Source organism: Methylophilus sp. OH31 (assembly GCF_000576615.1).
Lineage (GTDB): Bacteria > Pseudomonadota > Gammaproteobacteria > Burkholderiales > Methylophilaceae > Methylophilus.
Window position 1 is genome coordinate 115,690 of record NZ_BAUS01000012.1, and the last position, 25,602, is coordinate 141,291.

Below are 25,602 nucleotides of genomic sequence, written 5' to 3' on the forward strand. Positions count from 1 at the left end.
AACCGTAACCAATGCTGTGAAAGCTGGCACATGTTAAACTGGCATATTGGTATTTTAAAACAGCAATATCCATGGTCCAAACACAATTGCCGCCCGAAGTGAAACCCGGTCAATCTCTTCCTTTGTTGCAGGCGCTGCATATTCTGACACGCGACGGCAAACTGAATCAGGATAGCCGCCGCAAGCTCAAGCAAGTCTATCACCTGGTCAATTTCATTGAGCCCTTGATGCAGGCAGTGATGGATAAACAGTCGCAGCCTGTGCTGGTCGACCATGGTGCAGGTAAGTCTTATCTGGGATTTATTCTCTATGACTTATTGCTCAAACAACACGCAGGCGGCCAGGTGATTGGCATTGAAAGCCGTGGCGAGTTGATAGAGAAATCACGCCAACTGGCGCAAGAGTGTGGTTTTGACCGCATGCAGTTTGAGCATCTAACTGTGGCGGAGGCCATGCAGTCACAGCAACTGCCGGAAACCGTGGATATTGTCACTGCCTTGCATGCCTGTAATACGGCCACGGATGATGCGATTCAGTTTGGTTTGCAAAAACAAGCGCAGTTTATGGTGCTTGTGCCTTGCTGCCAGGCCGAGGTGGCCGAGGTCATGCGTCAGCACAAGGCTGAAACGCTGGCGCAAACCTTTTTAAGCGAGTTGTGGCGGCATCCTATCCATACCCGTGAGTTTGGCAGCCAGGTCACCAATGTGTTGCGTTGCCTCGAACTGGAGGCGCATGGCTACCAGGTGACAGTGACGGAACTGGTGGGCTGGGAGCACTCGATGAAAAATGAACTCATCATTGCCAAATATACTGGCCAGCGTAAACGCAGTGCGCGTGAGCGTGGGCAGCAACTGCTAGAGCAACTCAATTTGACCAGTCTTTCTGCGCGCTTCAACTTTCAGTAATTAAGTCTCTCCGCATATAAAAAAACCTCTGATACTGGGGTGGCATCAGAGGTGAATGGAGCGCGTTAAATGCCCCAGGGAAGAGCGTTGACGATTGTCGCTTAAAAGCGCTTACCAATACCCAGGCTAATTACCCATGGATTGACGTCGAGGGAGTCGATTTTGGCCCAACGGTTGCCGGTGGTAGCGCTTTTCATTTCAACGTCGGTATCAATCCAGAGATATTTCACATCCGCATTCAATAACCAGCCATCTTTCAGGTTGATATCTACACCAGCTTGCAAGGCCGGGCCAATGCTATTGCGGTCAATTTTGATTTTTTCGCCAGCGGTTGCACCGGAGGTAAAACGCAGATTGCGGTCCAGCATAAATGTCGCATTGATACCAGCACCCACATAAGGGTCAATCGTTTGATCGGGGTTAAAGTGCCATTGCGCCGTCAATGTGGGCGGCAGCGCATCAATGCTGCCCAGATGCTGGTTGCCAACCACACCGGCACTGTCGCCAGTGATTTTTACATCGTGTTTGCTGCCCAGCGCCAGTATCAGCTCGGTCGCAATGTTTTTGGTCCAGTAGTAACTAATATCCAATTCAGGAATTGTGTTGCTGTCTAGTTTCAGGTCTGCGCTTGGTGTCATCACATTGGCACCCACCGCCTTGTTGACGGTGCTGCCCAAGCGGCTGCTTTCGTTCGGGCTGATATTGGTTGCACGCAGACGTACAACCCAGTCACCTTGTTCTGCATTGGCATTCATGGCAGGCAATAAGGCTGCCAACATTAAACTGATTGCGGTTTTTTTCATTGTGGTCACTCCATTAGGTGCATTGATTTGAGACCATTGTAGGTTTGCTGGCTAAAGCGGGTATTGACCCAAATCAACTCGACACATGTTTGTGATGTGTGTCGAGGGCTAATGGAGGCGTAAAGCGGGAGAGGCAGATACCCGCGGATTCGCAAGTATCTGTGCGTGTGACAGTTTAGATAAAACGCGCCGACATACCGTTAGTAATCGTTACGTTGCTTCCAGGCGTCATCCAGTACTTTGGATTTCTGCTCGAAAATCACTTTTTTATTTTCCAGGTCTTTTTCCGCTTGCACTTTATCGGATTGGTATTGCTTTAACTTTGCCTGTTCCTGTGCAACCAGGGCTTCCTGAGATTTGATTCTTTGCTCAAGGTCACTCAATTTGCTCATGGCATCGCCCACGGCATCCCGTGCAGAAGCGGCATCTGTTTGTTCATTAAGAATATTGCGGGCAAACACTGGCTGGCTCAGTGTGGCGATCAGGAATAAAACAGAAAGGGACTGTAAACGCATGCGAGACTCCATAAAAACGTCATAACAAAATTTCAAAACGATTATAAAGCCAAAATGTCTTCGGGCTTAATACTCACCGGTCATTATCAATCGTTGTTGATTGCTTGATTAGTAAGCGACAACGGCATTAGGTTCCTGACGCGCTAACGATCAGCCATCGGCATCCTAAAAAAATAATTCAGCCATTTTATTGATCTATCTCAATATTCGTTTTGTTGGTTAAGTTATTGTATATAAAAATAAAAATCATGTTTCTTGTAAGACAAATTCTGACATGGCCAGCAGACAAAATGGATATCAGGCGACAAGGTGTCGTGTACGGTGTGACTGCTATCCAACTGGGAGAAGCACAGAGTCAAATCGTCCTTTTTGGGTTGCCTTTGGAAGAGCAAGCCCGTGGCCTAGCCAGAATCTGTAGCGAATTGACTCTGCATTATTAAATTAAATTGTCTCAATGACTCAGGGATAGAAAGCGATTGATTATGAAATTAAATTTGCCAGTGACGGCCACAGAAATCCAGTTTGATGATGCCCAGTTTATGTTGACGAGAACAGATCTCAAGGGTGTGATTACCTATGCCAACAAAGACTTTATTCAAGTCAGTGGCTTTAGTGAATCTGAGTTGGTTGGCAGCAGCCACAATATTGTGCGCCACCCAGATATGCCTGCGGCCGCTTTTGCCGATATGTGGCGTAGCTTGAAAGCCGGTAAACCATGGACAGGCTTAGTAAAAAACCGCACCAAGCATGGTGACTTTTATTGGGTGGTGGCTAATGCAACACCGGTAACTGAAAACAATCAGGTCGTGGGTTACTTATCCGCGCGCAGAAAGCCTACGCGGCAACAAATTAACGAAGCCTCCGCTGCTTATCAATTGTTTAATACTGGCAACGCCAAAGGTCTGGCAATTGTAGATGGCAAAGTGGTGAGCGTGTCCTTGGCGAATAAATTAAAAAATATATTGGGCGCCATTACTGTCAAACAGCGCTTGATAGGCTTGGCGGCTATGGCTTTTGCATTGCTGGCCGTACAAGTAGGGCTGGATTTTACTCATCAATCCACTGCACGGTCTTTTGCCAGCCTGGGCTTGGCATTACCTGTCCTGCTAGGCTTGGCGATGATCATTGCTCGTTCAGTGACCCAGCCGCTGGCGCAAACGCTGAGTGCGGTGAAGGAAATCACCATCGGCAACTACAGCACCTATATTGATGCGCAGGGTAGCAACGAGCTGAGTGAAGTATTGCAAGCACTGAAAAAGATGCAGACGTTGCTCAGTGTCAGCGAAAATGCCTTAAAAGAGTCTGCCATTGAAACCCGCGAGCAAGCCGCATTGTTTGAAAATCAATTGGCCGCGATTAACCGTTCTACCGGGTCAATAGAGTTTGACCTGGATGGCAAAATCATTGCTGTCAATGATATTTTATTGTCTGTGTTGGGTTATACACGCGATGCGCTGGTTGGCATGTTGCATAGTCAGTTGGTTGAGCCAGCATTTATCAGTAGTGGTGACTATCATGCCTTTTGGCAAAAGTTAACACGTGGCGAATCAGTCAGCGGTGAGTTTTTGCGTATTGGCCAGCATGGCAAGGAGATCTGGCTGGATGCGACCTATAGCCCCATTTTAGATGCAGATGGTAAGCCTTATAAAGTGGTGAAGTATGCAGCAGATATCACTGCACAAAAGCTCAGAAATGCCGATTTTGAAGGCCAGATTACGGCGATTGGCAAATCACAGGGCGTGATTGAACTGGGCCTTGATGGCACTGTGCTTAAAGTGAACCAAACCTACCTGGATATGCTGGGTTATAGCGAGCACGAGTTGCTCGGGCAACATGTTAGCAAAGTGCTGGAACCGACCTTTGCCAGTAGCGAAGCTTATGCGACCTTGTGGAACAAGCTGGTGCACGGCGGCTCGGACATGGGGCAGTACAAGCGGATTGCCAAAGGTGGGCGTGAAGTCTGGATACAGGCTTCTTATAATCCGATTTACGATTTAAAAGGCAAGCCGTATAAGATTGTTAATTACACCATGGACATCACCGCATCCAAGTTGATCGCCGCCGATAATGCCGGTCAAATCTCAGGCATTCACAGAACCCAGGGCGTGATTTCGTTTGACCTTGATGGCACCATTACATCGGTAAACGACTTGTTTTTGCAACTCTCCGGTTATGCCGAAAGTGAAGTGTTAGGCAAAAACCACAGTATGTTTGTCGATTCCGCTTACCGCTCTAGCCAGGATTACAAGGCGTTTTGGGATGCTTTGCGCCGTGGTGAGGCACAAGTCGGGCAAGTGAAGCGTATCCGCAAAGGTGGGGCTGTTGTGTGGATGCAGGCCATTTACAACCCGATTCTGGATATGAATGGCAAACCCTTTAAAGTGGTGAAGTATGCGACAGATATCACTGCACAGCATGAAAGTGCACAAGCACTAGCCCATGCTGTACAAGAGACCAAAGCGATTATTGAAGGCGCCAAAGCTGGTGATTTAAGCAGTCGCGTGTCGCTTGAGGGTAAAACAGGCGATATTGCTGCTTTGTGTGATGGCGTGAACGCGCTGATCGACAAGATGAGCGAAGTGATCTTGCAAGTGCGTGAAGCGACGGTGATGATTAATACGGCTGCGGATGAAATTTCCGTTGGTAATAATGACCTTTCCAGCCGCACTGAGCAACAGGCGTCAAGCCTGGAGGAAACGGCTGCCAGCATGGAAGAGTTGGCAGCGACGGTTAAACAGAATGCTGACAATGCAAAACAAGCCAGTCAGTTGGCAACTGCAGCTTCAGAAGTTGCTGTGAGAGGCGGTGATGTGGTTGGTGAGGTGGTGACAACCATGAGCGCCATGAATGAAAGCGCGAAAAGGATCGAGGATATCACTTCGGTCATTGATGGCATCGCTTTTCAAACGAATATTCTGGCTTTGAACGCAGCGGTTGAAGCTGCCCGTGCTGGCGAGCAGGGGCGTGGCTTCTCGGTAGTGGCTGCCGAAGTCCGCCATTTGGCCCAACGCTCTGCCGAGGCTGCCAAGGAAATTAAAGTGCTGATTGATGACTCTGTCGTCCAGACTGCAAAAGGTAGTCAGTTGGTGGAGGAGGCCGGAAAAACGATTCAGGAGGTAGTTGTTTCTGTGCAACAGGTGACGGATATTATGAGTGAAATTGCTGCCGCTTCTGTTGAGCAAAGCACCGGTATTAACCAGGTGAATCAGGCAGTGATGACCATGGATGAGGTCACGCAGCAAAACGCTGCCTTGGTTGAAGAGGCTGCAGCGGCATCAGAGTCGTTGGTTGATCAGGCTGAAAGCCTTGTCCGTGCCGTAAGTGCCTTTCGACTGGGGCATGAAAGCGGTGCCGACAAACGTTCTACCGTGAGCCATATCCATGCGCGCGCCAGTAAAGCACCTGTCAGTGTGAATGTGCAGCGCTCAGGAAAATTACGTACAGGCACGGATGATGGTGAGTGGGCGCAGTTTTAGAGAGGAACATTGCTGTTAGGCAATAAAAAACCGCCGGAATTCGGCGGTTTTTTGTTCAGGTACATCTCAAAATTTGAGATGAATCCTGATTATTTGTTCATGACGTACATTGTCACTTCAAAGCCAAAACGCATTTCAGTCGCAGCTGGTTTAGTCCACATGATAGTCTCCTTTGGTTGTTTGGTAGTACATCGTGCTTGATGTACTTGTATAACTGTCACTATACGCCAGTGTTTCAAAACCACCCTGAAGCGAATCCGTAAAAGCGGCTCATGATTTTACGTAGTTTGAATCCTCTTTTTCAGCTATTTATTCGTATTTTCAAACACAGGCATGTTGCCAAACGACTCAGTCGTAAACTGTTTTTCTGCAAACAGGTAAGGATAGGCCTCATGCCGTAACTGCGTGTGGAAGGCCGTGATGCGTTGTCTATGTGCCAGTAAATCCGAGACATTGCTGTGCGCGATGTTTTCCAGGCTGCGTTGGACCCATACTGCCGGTAAAAAATAGCCTAGCATGCCGGTCAACTGGTCGCGTTGCATCAGTGTCTGTTCGCGTGCCGCAACTTGTGGCGCCAGCTTCACATCGGCCATATGTTGAAATGCGTAATACCATTTCCAGTGAAAGCGGCCGGTGACTGGCGCGGTGTCCTGCCATTGCGGATACAGTGCATAAAACGGGGTCAGCGTGTCGGTTTTGGGTAAGTCCCAGGCGCTATGCACGGCCTGCCGGTGTTGCAAAGCAATCTGGCTGCCATCTTGTACCGGGTAGCGGTGGTGTAACCACAGCTGCGCCAGGTTAGGTAACACGATACAGGACAATAACCAGAGGCTGGTTAAAGCGAGTGCGTTCAAATTGGCATCCAGCGCACGCGTCCGCAGGCTGAATGCTGCACATAGCCCTGTCCACAGCAGGGTATATAACAGCGTGATCATCAGCACCTGCAGCAGCGGGGTCAGCGAAAAACCGTGTATGGTCGTAAATCCAATGACTGGCAGCGAGAACGTTAATGCAATCAACAGCCAGCGGGACACCACACGTTGCCACCAGAAGCGGGTGGGCTGGGCGCTTAGGCTTTGTAAAAACAGCAGCCGTTGTGCTTGGTGCTCACTGGCTTTGAGGTCATGCAACAGTACGATACAGACTAGAGGCGCAAAAAACACTAACCAGAAAGCATAATCGAACCCACCAAGCATGACATATTCAGGATGATGCGATTCGCCATCGTAAAGCTGCCCCTGCAAACCCAACAGGCGTATGCGTTGCAGATAAGGCGTCACCAGCCAGTTACCCAGCGCGATAAAGCTCCATTCGCCAGGCGTGTGGTAAACATTATGGAACACGTAATAGCCAACTTCTCCTACATCTAGTGAATCATGTTGGTTGTGCTGCTTGAGGTAATCCTGCTTGCGCAGGATTTCTTGCTGTTTGGCGTGACCGATTTGTGCCTGTATATGGCTGATATTCTGCCAGCCATTAAACAGACTAAAGCCTGTCAGTAACAGGTTCAGCAACAGCAGTATCAATATGCTGCGTTGCTTGAGTAATAAAATGAGTTCTTGTTTCATGTGCGTTTTGCAACCTTTATCAGCAGTACGCCCGGGATCAATAGCCAGCCCAGCAAGACCAGCAGCGCTGCTTCAACACTGTGGCGGCTCACTGAAACTGGTGCCAGGGTGACGACGGGGCGCGGGGCTTTTTTCCAGAAGTCGGCAGACACGCGTGTGTCGTGATCGTGGTGCTGGTCGACCTTCATGGTATGGATTTGATTCAGGTATTGAATCAATTGATAGCGGCGGCTTTCTGCTTGCCGGATGAACGCCTGGTGATGCGCCAGGTCATTGCCGCTACTGGCCATCTGCACGTATTGCAATGCCAGTGCCGGTGTCAGCCATAGCCAATGCCGGATGCTGATGTTTTGTCTGTTCAGTTGTGCATTATGCAGGGCTTGCTGTTCGCGGTAGACGTCAGTGGTCAGGCGCTCCCCTTCCTGCATCAGCAGGCCTTTATAGTTAACCGGCAAATCTTCAACGCTTGTGACCTGGTATTTTTTGAGGATACCTGCTTTAAATGCCGCAAAATGCGGGTCGTCCGGGTTATGGCTGTCGCCCAAGGTCTTCAGTTTGATTTCTGCGTGATGCTCAGCCTCTGTACGCGGCTGGGTCGGGTAGGTCATCTGCGCCAGGTTGGCTAATCCGCGCGGGAAAATAATGCAGATGCATACCCAGCACAGCAGCAGCGTCAGCAAGGCGCCATGCAGTTGCTTGCTAAACCAGGAAACCGCAAGCACCAGCAGGCACCAGCCTGCAATGTACATGGCCTGCGCCAATAGCATCAGTGATAACCGTAACAAAACCTGGTCACTGCCCCAGCTCCAGGCCAGTGTCAGGGAAGCTTGCAGGCAAAGCAGGGTGAAAAATGGCAGGAATAGTGCCAGCCACTTCCCCGTTGCGATCGCCCAGACAGGCGTACCATTGCCGCGCATAAAAGCCAAAATGCCGGTCATTTTTTCTGCGGTGATGGTGGCATAAGCAATCATGATCAAAAACAGCGGCATCCACCATTGCACGATCATGGCGGGCGTAATGAGCGGGAAACGGCCTAGGCTGGTCGCCTCAGTGGCCGGATTAAAATTGGCGCTGTTCAACCTGTGCGCTTCCAGGTAAACCAGGTGCCCCGATTGATCGATGATACCAGGTTCAATGACGCTGAGCGGGTGCAACGGCTTGGCCACAAAATCACCAAAATGGGATACCCGGTGCGGATGGCGATCGGGTTGCGATTGCCAGTCCTGCTGGCTGCGTTGTGTGACTTCTGCCACTGTATTGGCGTGGTCTTGCCAGTGGTGATGGGCGGCGAGGGCGGCAATCGCCCACAGCACGACTAATACCAGCATCAACAGGGCCGGAATACGCGCATGCCATAAACGGCGCCATTCGTTGATGGCGATTTTCCAGACAAGTGAAGTCATGCCTGCCCCTGATACAGTCGTTTGAGGCTCTCCAAGGTCAGTGACGATTGGTCTATGGTCACTGGCTGTAATTGCCCGTTTGCCAGCATCAGCAAGCGATCTGAAAACGCCATCGCCGATAATACGTCATGTGTCACCACCAGTATGCCCATGCCGCGTGCTTTGCACTGCACAATCAACAGGTTCAACTCTTCGGTCGCCTGCGGATCCAGCCCTGAGTTTGGTTCATCCAGCAGTAAAAGTTTGGCCTGTTTTGCCAGTGCAAATGCCAGCATCACTTTTTGTTTCATGCCTTTGGAATACTCACTGCAAGGCCGTTGCCAGGCATGCTCAGGCAACCCTGCCATGGTTAAACAGCTCGTGATATCCGCTGGCTGGCTGATCGCGCCCAGACTCAGGAAATAACGGATATTTTCAATCGCAGACAGGTGACCGTAAACCGCCGGTTGCTCAGGCACGTAAGCCAATTGCGACAGCGCCTGGTGGCGTGAATGCTCAAGGTTCACGCCAGCAATTTGAATCGTGCCGGTTTGATGCGCCGCAGTGTGCAAGCCGAGGATGCTTTTGAGCAGGGTAGATTTCCCTGCACCGTTGCTGCCAAGTACCGAGACGACTTCCCCCGCAGGTAAACTGAAATCAAGCTGTTTCAAAATTTCACGCCCGGCAAAACGCAGGCTGAGTTGTTGGATGGATAATAATGCGGTCATTTGAAATCCACTGTTGCGGTGAGCATGAAGTTGCGACCAGCGCCGGGAGCAAAATTGACGCCTGCTGGGTTGCCATTGGAATTGAAGTCGTATACATACTCATAATATTTGTCGAAAATATTGTTGGCCAGCAAACTGACTCGTCCCCAATGGGTTTTGTAATCAATATTCGCGCTAGTCAGTGTGTAGGCGCCGTATTTGCCACCCAAGTTGCTTTCATTGATGTAATAAGCCCCTTGCCGGTCGATATGAATACGCGCAATCCAGTCGGAGTCAGGGGTGAATTGCAGACCCAGTGAAGCCGTGTGGTCAGGAATGCCGCGTATGTTATGCCCTTTAAACTCTGGGTTTTGCGGATTGGGCTCTTCAATTTTGGCATACACTTTAGAAACATTGCCCCAGAAGCTGAAGTAGTCATTCAATCTGTAATCAAAACTGGCATCCAGGCCTTGCCGGAGTGTCTCGCCTAAAGGGCGACGGAAGTTATCAATATTGATGAACTCATGCTTGGCTTTCTGCTGCCAGTAGGAAGTTCGTGTATTGAGCGCACTGCTCCAGCCACTTTTAAGGCCAATTTCCCAGCCATCATTCACAGCGACATCTATTGGGATTCTTGCGCCACTATTAGTATCGAACTGGTTCAAGTTGATCCCCGTCGGCGTTTGGAAGCTGCGACCTGCATTGCCAAACAGGGTGTGCTGTGCGTTCAGATTGGCAAACGCATTGAATTTGGGTTGCACAATCGTCGGTGAGTCGTACAAGTCGGTATTGATTTGCCTGGCCGGAATCAGGTTTGTACCAATGATGATAGGCGCATTCGCTGTTGCATCCAGCCGATCCGCGCGCAGGGCAAAGTTCCAGCGTAGCCATTCAAGCGGTGTATTTTCCAATTTGGCATAGATGCCTTGTGCGGTAAAGTCGTAATCCGCTTTGATACGAATGATATTGACACCTACCGCATTTACCCTTTGATTAAACTGGCTGACTTCCTGATGCTCAATATCATAGCCCGTCTCAACAGCCCACTGCGGATTGATTTTCCAGTTTAGTTTTGCAATCAGCCCTGTTGATGTTTGATCATCCAGCCTGTGTTCGACATTCGGCGAACCCACAAAACGCACATCCCGTTCACGGTCAAAATTCTGCCAGTAAGTCTTCAGGCTCACATCCAGGTCATTATTGAAAAAATAGTCATAATGCAGGCTCAGGTGTTTGAATTCCTTTTCCCCCCTGTCATTGAGTGCATTAGGCGCGACGCCGGTTGGATTGGCGCGGGCCTGTGCTTTAGGCATGTAGCCAGGGGCCTCTGGCGAGTTATATTTGCCGTATTTAGCACTCAGCGCCAGCGTAGATTGGTCAAAGTCCAATTGCCAGCGGCCGGATAACGCAATTTTTTCATTTTCGGTATGGTCGCGGAAGCCGTTGCCCTTGCGGTAGCCAATTGCATAGTTCTGGGTGAAATTGTCTTGCTTGTCACCAAAATAGCCCTGCATTTCACGGGTATTAAAGCTGCCATAACCGAATTGCAACTGCTTGCCAGCATCTTTACGCGTTTCCACTTTGTAATTCCCGGCAGTCGCAAACAAACCTGTGCTGGCATCACTGGTGCCCTTAAAGACTTGAATGCTCTGAATGTTGGTCGGGAACAGATAATCCAGCTCAGTCAAGCCGGAAAACAGGTTGGAAGGAATACCATCAACCAGCAATTTGGCATTGGGTGTCTCGCCATCACCACTAAAGCCGCGAATGGAAATTTCTGTATTCACAATGCCCTGGCTGTAGCGTGACAGTACGACGCCAGGCGTTTTGTTAAAAAGTTCCAGCGTGTCGGTCACATGTTCGTATTCAAGTTCTTGCCTGGTAATGACATCTACCGAACCAGCCAAGCCTTTATCCACGGATGAGATTTGCGCCTGATTGCCGATGACGACTACGCTATCTAGCTCTACAGGGGCTTCATCATCCGTGAATGTTTTTCGTTGCTTGCTAGCTTCATTTTCTTTCTCTTGCCCCCTGGCTTCTTCAGCGTAGCCAGGCATAGGCAGCAATATCAGCGCCATGAAACTGGCAATGGTTTTTTTATGCATGATGCGTTTCTTCCCTGTGAGTATGCATGTATCCAGCCGGTGTGAACTGGATGTGTTTTTTACCGTTTAGATTATTTCATTTAGGTTGAGTATATCTGGCTTGTTTTGAAAAGCGTCCGCTTCACATCGATAAAAAACACCCGGTAGACAGTGTGTCACTTTTGCTTTACCTCACCTCTCGTACATGATCGTTTGGCGATATACGACCAGGCGCTTTGATGCCTGGCCTGATTCGATTTCAAACGGTAGCTGCAATCTGCTCGTCTTGTATATTGGGCGCCCAGGCTGGGAATGGATCCGGCAATTGCCGCCACTGTTGTATGCCAAGCGCAATCTCGGTTTCTGTCAGCAAGCAGGCATCAAACTGCCTGGTGAGTGTGGCTTTATCCATCCCCATGCCGATAACCACCAGTTCTTGCTGGCGGTCCCCATAAGGGGTCTGCATACGCGAGTGGATGTGTTGCAGGCTTTCTTCATCTTGTGGCCAGTATTCTTGAGGTGTTGCGCTCCACCACATGCCCGCCAGTTCGGTGCGGGTGACTGCGCCTGCTTGCGACCAGGTGGCGCAGAACTCTGGCCGCGAGGCGATCCAGTAACGGCCTTTGGAGCGGATGACACCGGGCCATTCTGTGTTGAGCCATTGCCACAAACGCTGTGGATGAAACGGTTTACGTGCCCGGTAAACAAAGCTGGAGATGCCGTATTCTTCGCTTTCTGGCACATGCTCGCCACGTAGCTCTTGCAGCCAACCAGGCGCTTCAGCGGCCTGGTCAAAATCGAACAAGCCGGTATGCATGATGCGATTTAATGGCACTTTGCCAAAGCTGCTGTGTATGATTTGCGCACGTGGATTGAGCGTTTTGAGGATGCTTTCCAGTCTTGAGACTTCTTCCAGGGTTAACAAGTCAGTTTTATTCAACACTAACACGTCGCAAAACTCGATTTGCTCAACCAGCAGGTCAACCACCGTGCGCTCATCTTCTTCGCCCAGCGATAGGCCGCGGTCGCCCAGCATATCTTGTGAGCCATAGTCTTGGAGAAAATTATAACCATCAACTACGGTGACCATGGTGTCCAATTCGGCGACATCTGCCAGCGAGACGCCGTCTTCGTCTGCAAAGGTAAAGGTTTCTGCAATAGGCAATGGTTCGGAAATACCGGTGGTTTCAATCAACAGGTAATCAAAGCGGTTTTCTTTGGCCAGCCGTGTGATTTCAATCAATAAATCTTCGCGCAAGGTGCAGCAAATGCAGCCATTGCTCATCTCAACCAGTTTTTCTTCCTGGCGTGACAAGGCTGCACCGCCGTCACGCAGCAGTTGCGCATCGATATTCACCTCGGACATATCATTGACAATCACTGCGACGCGCTTGCCTTCGCGGTTATTGAGGATATGGTTGAGCAGGGTGGTTTTACCTGCGCCAAGAAAGCCGGAAAGTACCGTGACTGGCAGTTTTTTCATAGGTCATCCTTTAGTGGTTAAATTGCCGTTCGCGGCGCTCATGCCGCTCTTGTGCTTCCAGGCACAACTTGGTGGTTGGCCTGGCTAATAGTCTCGCCAGGCCAATCGGCTCGCCGGTGTCTTCGCAATAGCCATAGCTGCCATCCTGGATGCGGCGCAAGGCTGATTGAATGGTTTTTAAATGCTTGCGTTCGCGGTCCCGTGTGCGCAGTTCCAGGTTGTGTGTTTCCTCTTGGGTGGCGCGGTCGGCCGGGTCTGGTGTTTCTTGCTGATCTGAGAGATGTTCACTGGTCTGGCGCATATTGTCTTGCAAGGCTTGAAGTTGTGCCTGCAGCAACTGCCGAAAGAAGGCCAGTTGCGCTTCATTCATATAAGCATCCGCTGGCATCGCTAATAATTGTGCGTGAGTAACCATTTAAGCAACTTTGTTGCAATGCAATAAAGTTGCATTTTAAGGGGTGTTGTTGTTATTTGCAACTAAGTTGCAAAATTATTAGATAGTAATCGAGTAGTAAAAGAAAGTCGCGTGGCTATTTTATTATAGTCAGTCTTGGGCCGACGCTTGTTGGCATTGTGGGCAGAGGCCCTTAAGGTTGATTTCGATGTGGGATATTTGGTAGGTGTCGAAAATGGCTTGCGGAATATGCGCAGCCAATTCATGAATGCAAAGGACTGTGCCACAGCGCTGGCATTGCAAATGGGCATGGCCGTGATTGCTTAACAAACCGCTGCTAGCGCTGGCTTCTGCGGCTTTGTAACTGCGTTTAGGGGCGTTCAGTTGAAATTTCCAGGCGCGGTCATCGGTGGATATTTTATGGATGAGGGCATGCTCCTGTAACCAGTCCAGCACCCGGTATACCGTTACCCGGTCAATTTCCTTGACGCCTTGCAGCGTGGTTAAAATATCGGTATGACTAAGTGCCGTATGCGAGTTGAGCAGGGTGTTCAACACGGCTAGCCGCGCTTTGGTTGAGCGCAGGCCCGCATCGGTGATGAGTTGTTCGGCAGTTTGCATGGCCAAAATTATGAACTACACGACAACATCGAGCAACCGGCCTTTTGTCTGGCCCAGTCCGGGCGCTTTTGCGCAAAGGCCTCCATGCCGGCTTGTTCGGTATATGGGCGACGCAATACTTGCAATAATGTCAGCAAGCGGCTGTTGTCACCTTGGGTTGCCAGGTCAATCGCTTCTTGCGCCAGGTAGTTACGCAACACATAAATCGGGTTCGCCGCCGCCATTTTTTGTAAACGTTGCTCTGGGGTTAATGTCGATTGTTGTATGCGCAGGCTGTAGTTATGTAGCCAGGTTTGAATATCGGCGCCAAATTGTTGCTGCCCTGACTCAGTATAAAAAGTATCTGCCAGTGTTGCCAGTTGTGGCTGCGCCATATCCAGCTTCGCCAGTCGTGTGAAAAATAGCGTTTGGTCGACTTCCGCGCGTTGCATCAACTCAAAAATATGGTTAATCAGCTCGCCATCGCCGTCTTGCCAGTGATCAAAGCCAAACTTGTCAGCCAGGCTGGATGTCAGGGCGCGTATATAGGTCTGGTCGTAAGTGGTCAGGCCATCCCCCAGGCCTTGTGTCTCCGGCAGTAAGGTGCCGAGCGCTTCGGCCAACCGTTCCAGGTTCCAGCGCGCTATATCCGGTTGGCGGCCAAAACAATAGCGGCGGCCTTGTGCATCGGTGGTATTCGGCGTCCAGCCAGGGTCAAAGTTATCCACCCAGCCATACGGGCCATAATCGATGGTCAGGCCGAGGATGGACATATTGTCGGTATTCATCACACCATGTACAAAACCAACACGCATCCAGTGCGCGATCATGACGGCCGTGCGTGAGCAGACCTCTTCAAACCATGCTTCTATCAAGGCCGGTGCTGGGTCGTTGATGTCTAAGGCCAAACCGGTGGATGGCCACCAGTCGGCAAAGTCACGGTCCAGCGTAAAGCCGATCAGGCGTTTCAGTAACGGTAACTCGTTGCGGCTGGCCAGTATTTCAAAATGGCCAAAACGCGTAAATGAAGGTGCGACACGGCAGACAATCGCTCCTGGTTCCAGTTGCGGGTTACCGTTGTAAAACATATCCCGCACCACCTGGTTGCCGGTAGTCACCAGGCTTAACGCTCGTGTGGTCGGTACCCCCAGATGATGCATGGCTTCCGAGCATAAAAATTCGCGCAAGCTGGAGCGGAGTACTGCCCGGCCATCGGCTGAGCGGGAGTAGGGTGTTTCACCTGCACCTTTGAGCTGTAGCTCATAGCGTTTGCCCGCGTGAACCAATTCCCCCAGGTAAATGGCGCGGCCATCCCCCAGTTGCCCGGCCCAATGCCCGAATTGATGACCGCCATAGCGGGTGGCATAGGTAAACATGCCATCTAGGGCGCCATTGCCGCCCAATGTCTGGACCAGGTCGCGGTCTTGCATGTCTTCAGCTGATAGCCCAAGCAGTTGGGCGACTTCAGCGCTATAAGCAAGCAATTGCGGGTTTTTTACAGGTGTCGGCTGCACAGGTGACCATAAACAGTCACTGACCTGCCTGGTATAGTTGTCTGAGATCGGGTCGCCGGGCAGTTCCCGGGTAAAACGGTTGTCAAAGTTCAGGGGCTTCATCATGCTATTTTAGTCATTATCCATGGCTAAAGTTCAGTGCCTGCCAAAAAACTCTGCGCTTCTCGGGTAAAATAGCGTTTTAATACGCGCAAGTGTGATTTCCACACGTTTAATTTCCCCACATGAATGTTTTTTACGAAGAAGACGGTGGCTTTAAGGTCGCTTCCATCATGTCTGAGGCCGATAGCAGCATGCAAGTCGAGGCCAGCACCGGCAAACGCAGCAAAATTAAAACCGCCAATGTATTGATGCGGTTTGACGGCGGTTTGTCAGGCTTTCTCGAATCGGCGCAGGCGGAGTCCGACACCCTGGATACCGACTTTTTATGGGAATGCTGTGGTGAGCCAGAGTTTGCTTTCGAGGACCTGGCGCAAGAATATTACGGTGGCAAACCGAGTCGCCAGCAAGCGGCAGCGATTGCGCTCAAGTTGCACGCGGCGCCCATGTATTTTTACCGCAAAGGCAAAGGCCGCTATAAAGCAGCGCCGGAAGATACGTTGAAAGCCGCCTTGGCTGGCTTGGAAAAGAAGCGTCAGCAAGCCGAATTCATGGCGCAGATGGTGGCGCAGCTCAAGGCACAAGCTTTGCCTGAAAGCTTTGCGACTAAATTGGATGCATTGTTATATGCGCCTGATAAAAACAGCCTGGAGTGGAAGGCGCTGGAGCAGGCAGCGGCGGAGCTAAAACAATTGCCCGTGCAAGTCTTGTACGCAACAGGCGCTATTGCTTCAGTGCATGATTACCACCTCGGGGCATTTCTACGTGAGTATTTTGCCCATGGCACCGCGTTTCCGGCATTTTCGCTGGCTGACATACCTGATGACTTGCCATTGTCGGCAGTACAGGCGTTTAGTATTGATGACAGTACTACCACTGAGATTGATGATGCCTTATCCGTGACGGCCTTGGCCAATGGCAATACGCAAGTCGGTATTCATATTGCCGCGCCTGCATTAGGCGTGGCGCCACATGAGGCCTTGGATCACGAGGTGATGAAGCGTTTGTCTACGGTGTATATGCCGGGGCACAAAATTACCATGCTGCCTGAAGTCGCAATTCGGCCATTCAGCCTGGATGCAGGCGAAACCAAGCCTGCTCTGTCGCTGTATCTGGAAGTGGCGCCTGACTTTAGCATTGTGCACCAGCATAGCTGCCTGGAGCGCGTACAGATTGCAGAAAACCTGCGGCATGACACGTTGGAACCTTATTTCAATGAAACCACTTTAGCGCAAGATAGCGGTCATCCGCTGTGGGCATCACTGGTGTTTCTGTTTAACTTTGCCGAAAGCCTGGAAAAAGCCCGTGGCAAATATGACCCGACCCGGCCACAGCCGGTGGATTACAATTTTTACGTGACGGATGGCATCGTTGATATTGTGAATCGTCAGCGCGGCTCGCCCATGGATAAACTGGTCGCTGAGCTCATGATTGCGGCCAATAGCCAATGGGGCTTGTTACTGGCTGAGCACGATGTGCCTGGTATTTACCGTGCGCAAAACGGCGGTAAAGTATATATGACCACCAAGGCCGAAGGTCACCAAGGGCTCGGCGTGGCGCAATATGCCTGGTGTACCTCGCCTTTACGTCGTGCAGTGGATTTGATTAACCAGCGGCAATTGATCAGTGTATTGACCCTGCAAGCGCCGGTCTACGCCGCCAATGGCGATGAGATTGTCGGCCATATGCGTAATTTTGATCAAACTTACAATGCCTATAACGAGTTCCAGACGCGTATGGAGCGCTACTGGTGCCTGCAGTACCTGATTCAGGAAAACATTGCTGAAATAGATGCCACGGTGTGGCGCGAAAATCTGGTGCGCCTGGAACGATTGCCTTATATGACCAAGGTACACAGTTTGCCGGCGACCAAGCCTGGCAGTAAAGTACGCTTGGCGATACAGAAAATAGATACTTTACTCATGGAGCTGGAATGCAAATTTCTGGGCGTGATCGAAGAGGTGAGTTCCGCTGCCGGTGATGACGTGGCTGCCAGTGACGAAGCAATTGCGCTTGAAGTAACGGCCACAGATGATGCCCAGCCTGACGTGACGGAAAGTGCATAATGTTTAAATTTAACCGCAAAATCCATAAGGCTGTGTCTGACTTTGAGATGGTAGAAGTCACCGAGACCGATGGCGTGCGCTCCATGCATCTGGGTTCGCCGACGATACAGAGCAGCATGAAGGTCAAAGACCCTTACGCGCTGGTGCTAGCTTATTCATGGGGCGTGCTGAGCAGCCTGTTATTCAAGCCGGATAGCCGTCAATTGACTTTGGTCGGCCTGGGTGGCGGCTCCATTGCCAAATACGTGTGGCAATATTGCCCGCAAATTCAGCAAACCGTGATCGAACTCAATCCGCAGGTGATCCAGGTCGCCCGCAGCCATTTCTTTGTGCCAGATGATGACGAGCGCTTGCAGATTATTGAAGGCGATGGCATTGCCCATATCCAGCAGCATCCGGGTGCCTGTGACTGGCTGATGATGGATGCCTTTGGCAGCAATGGCTTGCCACCAGATTTTTGTACCCAGTCATTCTTTGATGACTGTGCAGACGCGCTAACGCCAGATGGCTTGTTTACCATTAACCTGTGGGGTTCGGACAAAAAGTTTGATATCTATATGCAGCGCATGGAGCAAACCTTTGAGCAACGCGTACTCATGATGCCGACGGGCAAACCCGGCAATATCATCGTATTTGGTTTTAAATCCGCTTTAGCCATGCCAGACCTGGCTACCTTGCGCAAACGCGCGCAAGAGGCCATGCAAACCCACAATATTAATTTTCTCGACCTGATAGACCGCCTGCAAGGCGCGAATCCTAACAACGGTAAGGAGTTCACCCTCGGTGGCTAATTTCATGAATCAATACTTCGCAACCTGTCCACGTGGCCTGGAAGCTATTCTCGTCGATGAACTCAAACAGGGCGGGGCGCGTGAGATCAAAGCCACCGAAGGCGGCGCCAGTTTTAGCGGCGAGCTTTCGGTCTGCTACCACGCTAACTTGCACTCACGCGTGGCGACACGCATTTTGATGCAGGTCGGGCGTGGTAAATACCTGACAGAAGACGATATTTACCAGGGTGCACTCAAAATCAACTGGCCGAACTGGTTTGATGTCAAACACAGCATGATGGTCAAAGTCACGGCGGTGCGCAGCCCATTGAAAAGCCTGGAATTCATCACCTTGCGCGTCAAAGACGCCATTTGTGACCGGTTCCGCCAAAGTGTGGGTAGCCGCCCGAATATTGATACGCGTGAGCCTGGCGTGCGTGTACATGTATACCTGACGGCTGACAGCTACCAGTTGTATGTGGATACTTCCGGTAATCCGCTCTACCAGCGTGGCAACCGTAAAAACAGTATTGAAGCGCCATTGCGTGAAAACCTGGCGGCAGGCATTTTAAAGCTGACAGGCTGGCAACCTGGCCAGGCACTGCTGGACCCGATGTGCGGCAGCGGTACGTTTCTGCTTGAGGCCGTGATGATTGCGCTGAATATTGCACCAGGCTTGAACCGCAACTTTGGCTTTGAAAAACTTAAAAACTTTGAATCTGATACATTCAAGAAAGTGCGTAACGCAGCGGCCAAAGCTGTTAAACCGGTGAGTTTCCAAAGTATTTACGGTTCAGACATGGATTTGCGCGCTGTACGCGTCACCAAGCAGAATCTGGAAATGGCTGGCTGGCTGGACGCCGTGCAATTGTCGCACTGGGAGTTTACCAAGGTAGCACCGCCAGCAGACAGCGGCGTGCTGGTGGCGAACCCGCCTTATGGGGTGCGTATCGGTGAAGATGACACACTGGCCGAGCTGTATCCGCAAATGGCGGCAGCACTGAAACAGAAATTCTCCGGCTGGAATACCTATTTCCTGACCAATGATTTGCGTATGCCTAAGCTCATGCGTTTAAGTCCGAGCAAGAAAACGCTGCTGTATAACGGACCACTAGAATGCCGTTTATTTGAGATTAAAATGGTGGCAGGCAGCAATCGGCGCGAAAAAAATAGCGGTGAAGAAAGTATCTGATTTAAAGCCACAGAGATCACAGAGCGCACAGAGGAGAATCCGTTTCCTCGCGCTTATCTCTGTGACCTCTGTGGCTATCAATTGCGTGACGCGGTTAGCGGATATGCTGGAGAAATGATGACTGATTCAATTGATGCATTGCGGGCACGTGTGAATGCCTTTGTAGAAGAGCGTGACTGGGCGCAGTTTCATTCCCCTAAAAACCTGGCCATGGCCATGATTGTAGAGGCGGCTGAGGTGGTTGAGCATTTTCAATGGATGACAGAGTCTGACAGTCGCCAACTGGATGCCGAAACCAAAAACAAGGTTGGGCAGGAACTGGCAGATACCTTTGTGTACCTGATGCGGATTGCCGAGGTGTGTGGCATTGATTTGATCGCCGCCACCAATGCCAAGATTGCGCTAAATGCACAGAAATACCCGGCCGAAAAATGCAAGGGTAGCAATGCAAAATACACTGAATATCAATAAATTATATTCATTTATTAAAGCTATTTATTAATTAAGGAGTTTGTTCGTGACGACGCATCTAACCTCGCCGGTGATTGATTTGCTAGTCCAGCAGCAGATTCAATTTGAAGTGATTGAAATTCCCCTGAGTGACGATCAGAAACCGATCCGCCAGCTGGAGGAGTTACTGTCCGCCCAAGGATTAGATCCGCAGTCTGTGGTACGCAGTGTGGTGTTCAAGGGTGAAAATAGTGGTTTTTGCCTGCTGGCCGTTGCTGGTGGTGGCCGTGCAGATTGGGCGTTATTGCGCGCCCACTTGGGTGAGCGCAAATGCCGCATGGCGGAATATGACGAAGTGCCGGAAGCGACCGGCTATGTGGTCGGTGCTGTACCGCCAATTGCTTTGCCTGAAGGCTTAACGGTATTGGTCGATGACAGTGTCGCCGGCTATGACACCGTGGTGATAGGCAGTGGCGTACTGGGCTACGCACTGGCATTGCGTACCGCAGACTTGCTGCAGTGCCTCAGTGGCAAAGCACGCGGTCATTTTGTCAAAGCGTAACTGAGTTTGGGCACACGCTGTTAATGTGTGCTGCCGTTCACGTCTGCGATCAGGCGTTCAAACTTGATTTTATCGCTACCGCGAATAATCCATTTCTTTAAACCTTTGTTCCAGCTGGCCCCGGCTTGTTTAATAGCGTCTTTATGCTTATGCGTATTGCCAGTCAGTGCATAGGCCTTGCCGTGTGGCTCCAGTCCTAAGTGTTGATCTGTTGCCGTGGGATCATGTGATATTACATGCTTTATTTCATGGTTCGTGCTTGAGTCCACCGCTGTTGAGGCGTTCACGGTGGCATCTTGAAACGATTTAAGCTCTATCAGCTTGGCACGGATTTGCATGCAGACCGGGTTGGTGGCGGCCAGCCAGTTCTGGTCGTGCCGGTTTGCTTCATATTGCCCGGGCAGTATGCCCATCAGGTCAGTCGGTAGCCGTAAATCAGCGGCATGGTCAGGGGTGATAAAGAAACAGCGTTCAACGCCCAGGCGGCCGATAAACAGGCCTAACTCAAAAATCACATTGTCACGTACCACCGGGTTTTGCTGCCCGCGCATAATCGTCAGGTCATCCGGGCTAAATACAAATACGCCAAAATCCGAGTTGCGCAGGGCGTTGATCAGGCTGTAGAGGGTAGAACCTGAAATCTGGAACACGCCATTGCTCCACACCGTGCATTCGGCATCGCGGGTTAAATTGGCGTGTATGGCATTGGCAATATCCAGACCCTCGCGTGAAGAGCCTATAAAGATTTTTGGTTTCATCGCATCACTCCTTCAATTGTTGTTTTTTATCATTTATTAACAATTGTATATGCGACGTCGAATGGTTGCCACAAAAATAAAAACGCCCGGAAGTCGGGCGTTTTTATGGCGATTGCTGGTACTGTCTAAATACTTATCTGCGGGTGTTTATCCGCCAAAGATCGTATTTAAGGAGTTATTTTTACTGCTTTCCACCATGACCGACGCTTTACCAGGACTTTCGCTGATGGTGCTTACCCAGTCCTGGCTCATGCTTTCCAGGTCACTGCTCGAAGATGTGCCTGGTAAGCTGGTCAAGCCCGTACTATCGTCATTCGACGCATCGCCATTACCAAAGATCAGCGATGCATTACTCAGCTGATATTGGCGCAACTGCTGCATTAAGCCTTTTGCGGTATAGGTTTCAGGGGCCGTGTCGGTGCTGCCTAGTGTCACTTGCGCACTGGCCGAGGCGTTTGTGCCGCTGTCATTGTTAGTGGTGCTTTCTTTGGCAAGCGTGCTGACGGCATCGCCGCTGCTCGCTGCGTTGGTCTCGGTGTTGTAGGCCTTGTTTAACAGGGCTGAGACATTGCTTTGAATATTGGAAACTGACATCGCCATGCCTCGTCAAAAAGAATACAGATACATTACTGCTAATCTTGTTAACGGCATCACTACAATAAACTTTCAAAAATCCTTTATTTCAGCGTTTAGGCCGTTGTTCGTGGCTGGTTTTTCGTCAGATAGCGCGTCAGTTAGCGTCGATTTATGGTATGGTTTCAGCCTTGTTCGACATCACTCTTTTCTCTGGCATCACATGAGCTCAGTCCGCTATTGCGTCAACGGTAAATTGGTATCTGGCATTGCGCCAACCAACCGCGGCTTTGCTTATGGCGATGGCATTTTCCGCACCATGCGCCTGCTGGGCGGCGAATTGCAGGACTGGCCATTGCATTATCAGACGCTGGTGGCCGATTGCAGCAAAATCCAGATTGTATGCCCCTCAGCCGAGTTGCTGATGCAGGAGTTCAGGCACTTGATGGCCTCTGCTGACGGCGAAGAGTTATCAAACGGGATTGTGAAGGTTATGATTACACGCGGTGACGGTGCGCGTGGTTACGCGCCGCCCGCCATCTGTGAGCCGACACGGGTATTTATACACAGTGCGCTGCCAGTATATGCGCCTGAAATTTATACGACGGGCGTGGCTTTATATACCTGCCAGACGCGATTGGCCTCCCAGCCCTTGCTGGCTGGTATCAAGCACCTGAATCGCCTGGAAAATGTATTGGCTCGTGCAGAGCTCAAAGATCCACGCTTTTTTGATGGCGTGCTGCGTGATTACTATGACCAGGTGGTTGAGGCCGTCAGCGGTAATCTGTTTATCAGCAAAGACGGCCTGGTGATGACCCCGGCACTGGATCAGTGTGGCGTGTCAGGCGTGATGCGACAAAAAATCCTCGACTGGTATAAAACGCACGGCCAGGTGGTGGTCTCGACCAACTTGTTTATGGAAAACCTGCTGGCAGCCGATGCTGTGGTGGTAGCCAATAGCGTCTATGGCGTATTACAGGTGACGCAGATTGACGACCAGGTGATTGCCAGCAATGATTGGGCCAAAGAATTAAGAGCGCATTTAAACTATGTTGTTCATTAAGCAGTGTGTGAAATACAGTGTCGCCATGTTGGTGCTGGGCGCTGTGGCATTGGTAGTCTGGATGGTGATTTTCATGATTCGGCCATTGCCCATGGCATCAGAAACCATAGGCCTGCAGATTCCGGCCGGGGCCAGTGTGCGCGGCATTGCCGATCAGCTGGTTGCCGCAGGCGTGCTGACTGAACCGTATAGCTTTCTGCTGACGGTGAAAGTGACAGGCAGTGGTGGTCAATTGCAGGCCGGTGATTATGCTTTAAATACGCCATTGCAGGTGATGTCGCTCATAGATATCCTCAAGCATGGCACGTTTGATCAATTTAAACTGCAATTGATTGAAGGTAAAACGTTTGCCGACTTCAGGCAGAAACTGGCACAGATGCCAGGCATCCGCCATGACACCGTGATGTTGTCTGATAGCGAGTTGATGCAGCAAATCAGCGGGCAAGCCATGCACCCGGAAGGCTGGTTTTTTCCAGACACTTATTTTTTGGATGCGCAGAGCAGTGATGCCGACCTTTACAAGCGGGCTTACCAGAAAATGGCGCAGCATTTGTCGGCGGCCTGGGAGGCACGAGAGGCGGGCTTGCCTTACCGCTCCATGTATGAGGCGCTGGTGATGGCATCCATCGTCGAAAAAGAAACCGGGGTGGAAGAAGAGCGGCCGCAAATTGCCGGTGTGTTTATTAACCGCCTGCGTAAAGGCATGCGATTGCAGACTGACCCCACAGTGATTTATGGCATGGGTACGCGTTACCGGGGCAATATAACCAAAAAAGACTTACTGACGGATACGCCTTACAACACGTATACGCGCAGTGGTTTGCCGCCGACGCCGATTGCTTTGCCAGGGCTGGCCTCTATACAAGCGGCCTTGCATCCGGCCAAAACCAATGCTTTGTATTTTGTGGCGAACGGCCAGGGCAGGCATGTGTTTACCAGTTCGCTGGACGCACACAATCAGGCGGTGCGCGCCTACCAATTAAAGAAACACTAACGATATGCACCAAGATATACATACGGGGAATCTTGAATAATGGCGGGCTTGTTTATCACGCTGGAAGGAATGGATGGTGCCGGTAAGAGCACGCATATTCCGACGATTTTACAAATGCTGGCCAGTCGCGGCCGCGAAGTGGTTTCTACACGTGAGCCCGGCGGTACTCTATTGGGGGAAGAGTTGCGCGAAATCCTGTTGCATAGAGAGATGCATGTGGAAACAGAATCTTTGTTGATGTTTGCTGCGCGTGCCGAGCATTTGCAGCAAGTCATTTTGCCCGCATTACGGCGCGATGCGATTGTGGTGTCAGACCGTTTCACCGATGCGTCTTATGCCTATCAGTGCGGTGCACGCGGCCTGCCTTTGCAAAAAATGCAGCAATTAGAACAATGGGTGCAGGGTGATTTGCAGCCCGATGCCACCCTGTTGTTTGATGTGCCGGTTGAGGTGAGTTTGCAGCGCCTGGCCGGGGCTCGGACGCCAGATAAATTTGAAGCGCAAGGCGCTGAATTTTTTGCCAGATTGCGTGCACAATACCTGGCCAGGGCTGCCGAATTTCCGCAGCGTTTTCATGTCATAGATGCGCATCGATCACTTGAAGAAGTGAAGAAGTCAGTTGAAGAAATTATTTCATCTTTATGATTAATAAGCTTTATCCCTGGCAGGATTCCCTGTTCTCGCATTGGATGCAAGCGGGGGATACGCGTCACCATGCCTTATTGCTGCATGGTAAAACCGGTATTGGTAAACTGCATTTTGCGCAGACGATGGCGGCGGCTTTGCTGTGTTTACGACCACAACAGGGCTTTGCCTGCGGTGAATGTGAATCCTGTCATTGGCTATCTGAAGGCGCGCATCCTGATTTCAGGGAGATTACGCCTGAAGATGACGATGCTGCTGATAGTGGCAAGAAAAAAACACGCAAACGGCAGCAAATCCTCATAGACCAGATTCGCGCCTTGCATGACTATTTGTCGCTGACCTCCCATCGTGTCGATGGTATTCGTGTGGTGTTGATTCACCCCCTGGAGGCGATGAATGTAGCGGCCTCTAACGCTTTACTTAAACTATTGGAAGAGCCGCCGCAGCGCACGCAGTTTTTACTGGTCTCGCATCAGCGTCAGGCCTTGTTGCCGACTATTTTAAGCCGTTGTATGCAGGTAGAAATGCCGGTGCCCAGCCGCGAGCAGGGTTTGCAGTGGTTACAAGCCCAGTCTGTGCCGAATCCTGAATGGATCTGGCATTACAGCGGTGGTGCACCAACGACGATACAGCAAGATGAGTTTGACTGGCATGCCTGGTACCAGCAATTGCGCCCGCACCTGGTAGGCGGCGCGACCATCGATATTGCCGCAGCTGTGCCGGTGCTGATCAAGCAGGGCATGGAGCAGGCGATCCAGGTGTTACAGAAATGGCTGCTGGATGTCTGGCTCTCTAGCCACCAGCAACCCTTGCGTTATCACCCCAGTGAGGCTGCACCATTGCAGGTATTGGCGGGCGCGGTCAATATGTCACGCTTACTGGCGTTTCAACAACAGCTAAATCGTTTTAAAATGACAGCACAGCATCCACTCAATCAGGAGTTACAGCTGGAGCAGTTATTATTGCAATACAAAAAAATGTTTGCTTAAGGCCAGC

At 50.8% G+C, this 25,602-nt stretch carries 24 protein-coding genes; 11 read left to right on the plus strand and 13 right to left on the minus strand.

All coding sequences use genetic code 11. From position 1 onward, the window contains the following. Positions 1-71 precede the first annotated feature (71 nt). Positions 72-905 carry an SAM-dependent methyltransferase gene (locus OH31_RS13465; protein ID WP_024931134.1) on the plus strand — a complete coding sequence of 278 codons (834 nt, stop codon included), beginning with the start codon at positions 72-74 and terminating at the stop codon, positions 903-905. A gap of 101 nt (positions 906-1,006) precedes the next feature. Here the strand turns inward: OH31_RS13465 and OH31_RS13470 are convergent, their stop codons facing one another. Together OH31_RS13470 and OH31_RS13475 are read right to left on the minus strand one after the other, a co-directional pair. Continuing rightward, positions 1,007-1,708 (minus strand): OmpW family protein, encoded by a 702-nt coding sequence (locus OH31_RS13470; RefSeq protein WP_024931135.1) that lies wholly within the window; start codon positions 1,706-1,708, stop codon positions 1,007-1,009. Between the two features lie 200 nt (positions 1,709-1,908). Continuing rightward, a complete protein-coding gene (locus OH31_RS13475) occupies positions 1,909-2,223 on the minus strand; it encodes a hypothetical protein (RefSeq protein ID WP_019882501.1) in 315 nt (104 codons plus the stop codon). A 482-nt stretch (positions 2,224-2,705) separates the two neighbouring features. Here OH31_RS13475 and OH31_RS13485 point away from each other — a divergent pair, with 482 nt between their 5' ends. Continuing rightward, positions 2,706-5,699 (plus strand): PAS domain S-box protein, encoded by a 2,994-nt coding sequence (locus OH31_RS13485; protein WP_024931137.1) that lies wholly within the window; start codon positions 2,706-2,708, stop codon positions 5,697-5,699. 89 nt (positions 5,700-5,788) lie between these two features. Here OH31_RS13485 and pqqA read toward each other — a convergent pair whose 3' ends face one another. From pqqA to OH31_RS13525, 9 genes are all read right to left on the minus strand, one after another. After that, positions 5,789-5,860 (minus strand): pyrroloquinoline quinone precursor peptide PqqA, encoded by a 72-nt coding sequence (gene pqqA / locus OH31_RS15360; protein WP_081624291.1) that lies wholly within the window; start codon positions 5,858-5,860, stop codon positions 5,789-5,791. A gap of 144 nt (positions 5,861-6,004) precedes the next feature. Further along, positions 6,005-7,267, minus strand: a complete 1,263-nt coding sequence (locus OH31_RS13490) for a DUF3526 domain-containing protein (protein WP_024931138.1) — start codon at positions 7,265-7,267, stop codon at positions 6,005-6,007. After that, a complete protein-coding gene (locus OH31_RS13495) occupies positions 7,264-8,670 on the minus strand; it encodes a DUF3526 domain-containing protein (protein ID WP_019882498.1) in 1,407 nt (468 codons plus the stop codon). Before OH31_RS13495 ends, OH31_RS13490 begins: the two co-directional genes overlap by 4 nt. Further along, entirely contained in the window at positions 8,667-9,377 is a 711-nt protein-coding gene (locus OH31_RS13500) for an ABC transporter ATP-binding protein (RefSeq protein ID WP_024931139.1), read from the minus strand. The genes OH31_RS13495 and OH31_RS13500 overlap by 4 nt, the downstream gene beginning before the upstream one ends. After that, complete coding sequence (locus OH31_RS13505) at positions 9,374-11,464, minus strand: TonB-dependent receptor (RefSeq protein ID WP_024931140.1); 2,091 nt, start codon at positions 11,462-11,464, stop codon at positions 9,374-9,376. Before OH31_RS13505 ends, OH31_RS13500 begins: the two co-directional genes overlap by 4 nt. Before the next feature lie 238 nt (positions 11,465-11,702). After that, positions 11,703-12,926, minus strand: a complete 1,224-nt coding sequence (zigA, locus tag OH31_RS13510) for a zinc metallochaperone GTPase ZigA (protein WP_024931141.1) — start codon at positions 12,924-12,926, stop codon at positions 11,703-11,705. 10 nt (positions 12,927-12,936) lie between these two features. Then, the gene (gene dksA, locus OH31_RS13515) at positions 12,937-13,341 is read right to left on the minus strand and encodes an RNA polymerase-binding protein DksA (protein ID WP_024931142.1); all 405 of its coding nucleotides are present in this window, start codon (positions 13,339-13,341) and stop codon (positions 12,937-12,939) included. Between the two features lie 129 nt (positions 13,342-13,470). Next, complete coding sequence (locus tag OH31_RS13520; protein ID WP_024931143.1) at positions 13,471-13,941, minus strand: Fur family transcriptional regulator; 471 nt, start codon at positions 13,939-13,941, stop codon at positions 13,471-13,473. A gap of 8 nt (positions 13,942-13,949) precedes the next feature. Then, positions 13,950-15,539: a YdiU family protein gene (locus OH31_RS13525; protein ID WP_024931144.1), complete on the minus strand. Its 1,590-nt coding sequence runs from the start codon at positions 15,537-15,539 to the stop codon at positions 13,950-13,952. A gap of 119 nt (positions 15,540-15,658) precedes the next feature. On the opposite strand from OH31_RS13525, the gene OH31_RS13530 reads away from it, so the two are divergent. The 5 genes from OH31_RS13530 (at position 15,659) to OH31_RS13550 (ending at position 20,573) form a co-directional block, all read left to right on the plus strand. Then, on the plus strand, positions 15,659-17,599 hold the full coding sequence (locus OH31_RS13530; RefSeq protein ID WP_024931145.1) for a ribonuclease catalytic domain-containing protein: 1,941 nt from the start codon (positions 15,659-15,661) through the stop codon (positions 17,597-17,599). After that, positions 17,599-18,390, plus strand: a complete 792-nt coding sequence (locus tag OH31_RS13535; protein WP_019882490.1) for a polyamine aminopropyltransferase — start codon at positions 17,599-17,601, stop codon at positions 18,388-18,390. The genes OH31_RS13530 and OH31_RS13535 overlap by 1 nt, the downstream gene beginning before the upstream one ends. Positions 18,391-18,394: 4 nt before the next feature. Further along, positions 18,395-19,561 carry a class I SAM-dependent RNA methyltransferase gene (locus tag OH31_RS13540; protein WP_024931146.1) on the plus strand — a complete coding sequence of 389 codons (1,167 nt, stop codon included), beginning with the start codon at positions 18,395-18,397 and terminating at the stop codon, positions 19,559-19,561. Positions 19,562-19,678: 117 nt separating this feature from the next. Continuing rightward, positions 19,679-20,032 (plus strand): nucleotide pyrophosphohydrolase, encoded by a 354-nt coding sequence (locus tag OH31_RS13545; RefSeq protein WP_024931147.1) that lies wholly within the window; start codon positions 19,679-19,681, stop codon positions 20,030-20,032. 40 nt (positions 20,033-20,072) lie between these two features. Further along, positions 20,073-20,573 carry a YbaK/EbsC family protein gene (locus OH31_RS13550; RefSeq protein ID WP_036299349.1) on the plus strand — a complete coding sequence of 167 codons (501 nt, stop codon included), beginning with the start codon at positions 20,073-20,075 and terminating at the stop codon, positions 20,571-20,573. A 20-nt stretch (positions 20,574-20,593) separates the two neighbouring features. Here OH31_RS13550 and OH31_RS13555 read toward each other — a convergent pair whose 3' ends face one another. Then, positions 20,594-21,331: a nucleotide-binding protein gene (locus tag OH31_RS13555; protein WP_024931149.1), complete on the minus strand. Its 738-nt coding sequence runs from the start codon at positions 21,329-21,331 to the stop codon at positions 20,594-20,596. Positions 21,332-21,478: 147 nt separating this feature from the next. Then, a complete protein-coding gene (locus OH31_RS13560) occupies positions 21,479-21,925 on the minus strand; it encodes a hypothetical protein (protein WP_242402295.1) in 447 nt (148 codons plus the stop codon). Between the two features lie 202 nt (positions 21,926-22,127). Between OH31_RS13560 and pabC the strand changes: the two genes are divergently transcribed. The 4 genes from pabC to holB are packed head-to-tail and all read left to right on the plus strand — an operon-like array spanning position 22,128 to position 25,595. Continuing rightward, the gene (pabC, locus tag OH31_RS13565; RefSeq protein ID WP_024931151.1) at positions 22,128-22,967 is read left to right on the plus strand and encodes an aminodeoxychorismate lyase; all 840 of its coding nucleotides are present in this window, start codon (positions 22,128-22,130) and stop codon (positions 22,965-22,967) included. Further along, the gene (mltG, locus tag OH31_RS13570) at positions 22,954-23,961 is read left to right on the plus strand and encodes an endolytic transglycosylase MltG (protein WP_024931152.1); all 1,008 of its coding nucleotides are present in this window, start codon (positions 22,954-22,956) and stop codon (positions 23,959-23,961) included. The genes pabC and mltG overlap by 14 nt, the downstream gene beginning before the upstream one ends. A gap of 39 nt (positions 23,962-24,000) precedes the next feature. Then, positions 24,001-24,606: a dTMP kinase gene (gene tmk / locus OH31_RS13575; RefSeq protein ID WP_024931153.1), complete on the plus strand. Its 606-nt coding sequence runs from the start codon at positions 24,001-24,003 to the stop codon at positions 24,604-24,606. Next, complete coding sequence (holB, locus tag OH31_RS13580) at positions 24,603-25,595, plus strand: DNA polymerase III subunit delta' (RefSeq protein WP_024931154.1); 993 nt, start codon at positions 24,603-24,605, stop codon at positions 25,593-25,595. The genes tmk and holB overlap by 4 nt, the downstream gene beginning before the upstream one ends. Positions 25,596-25,602: the final 7 nt, after the last annotated feature.

Coding starts and splice junctions, on each gene's coding strand:
- OH31_RS13465 (WP_024931134.1), top strand. CDS start 72: ATGGTCCAAACACAATTGCCGCCCGAAGTGAAACCCGGTCAATCTCTT.
- OH31_RS13470 (WP_024931135.1), bottom strand. CDS start 1,708: ATGAAAAAAACCGCAATCAGTTTAATGTTGGCAGCCTTATTGCCTGCC.
- OH31_RS13475 (WP_019882501.1), bottom strand. CDS start 2,223: ATGCGTTTACAGTCCCTTTCTGTTTTATTCCTGATCGCCACACTGAGC.
- OH31_RS13485 (WP_024931137.1), top strand. CDS start 2,706: ATGAAATTAAATTTGCCAGTGACGGCCACAGAAATCCAGTTTGATGAT.
- OH31_RS13490 (WP_024931138.1), bottom strand. CDS start 7,267: ATGAAACAAGAACTCATTTTATTACTCAAGCAACGCAGCATATTGATA.
- OH31_RS13495 (WP_019882498.1), bottom strand. CDS start 8,670: ATGACTTCACTTGTCTGGAAAATCGCCATCAACGAATGGCGCCGTTTA.
- OH31_RS13500 (WP_024931139.1), bottom strand. CDS start 9,377: ATGACCGCATTATTATCCATCCAACAACTCAGCCTGCGTTTTGCCGGG.
- OH31_RS13505 (WP_024931140.1), bottom strand. CDS start 11,464: ATGCATAAAAAAACCATTGCCAGTTTCATGGCGCTGATATTGCTGCCT.
- zigA (WP_024931141.1), bottom strand. CDS start 12,926: ATGAAAAAACTGCCAGTCACGGTACTTTCCGGCTTTCTTGGCGCAGGT.
- dksA (WP_024931142.1), bottom strand. CDS start 13,341: ATGGTTACTCACGCACAATTATTAGCGATGCCAGCGGATGCTTATATG.
- OH31_RS13520 (WP_024931143.1), bottom strand. CDS start 13,941: ATGCAAACTGCCGAACAACTCATCACCGATGCGGGCCTGCGCTCAACC.
- OH31_RS13525 (WP_024931144.1), bottom strand. CDS start 15,539: ATGATGAAGCCCCTGAACTTTGACAACCGTTTTACCCGGGAACTGCCC.
- OH31_RS13530 (WP_024931145.1), top strand. CDS start 15,659: ATGAATGTTTTTTACGAAGAAGACGGTGGCTTTAAGGTCGCTTCCATC.
- OH31_RS13535 (WP_019882490.1), top strand. CDS start 17,599: ATGTTTAAATTTAACCGCAAAATCCATAAGGCTGTGTCTGACTTTGAG.
- OH31_RS13540 (WP_024931146.1), top strand. CDS start 18,395: ATGAATCAATACTTCGCAACCTGTCCACGTGGCCTGGAAGCTATTCTC.
- OH31_RS13545 (WP_024931147.1), top strand. CDS start 19,679: ATGACTGATTCAATTGATGCATTGCGGGCACGTGTGAATGCCTTTGTA.
- OH31_RS13555 (WP_024931149.1), bottom strand. CDS start 21,331: ATGAAACCAAAAATCTTTATAGGCTCTTCACGCGAGGGTCTGGATATT.
- OH31_RS13560 (WP_242402295.1), bottom strand. CDS start 21,925: ATGTCAGTTTCCAATATTCAAAGCAATGTCTCAGCCCTGTTAAACAAG.
- pabC (WP_024931151.1), top strand. CDS start 22,128: ATGAGCTCAGTCCGCTATTGCGTCAACGGTAAATTGGTATCTGGCATT.
- mltG (WP_024931152.1), top strand. CDS start 22,954: ATGTTGTTCATTAAGCAGTGTGTGAAATACAGTGTCGCCATGTTGGTG.
- tmk (WP_024931153.1), top strand. CDS start 24,001: ATGGCGGGCTTGTTTATCACGCTGGAAGGAATGGATGGTGCCGGTAAG.
- holB (WP_024931154.1), top strand. CDS start 24,603: ATGATTAATAAGCTTTATCCCTGGCAGGATTCCCTGTTCTCGCATTGG.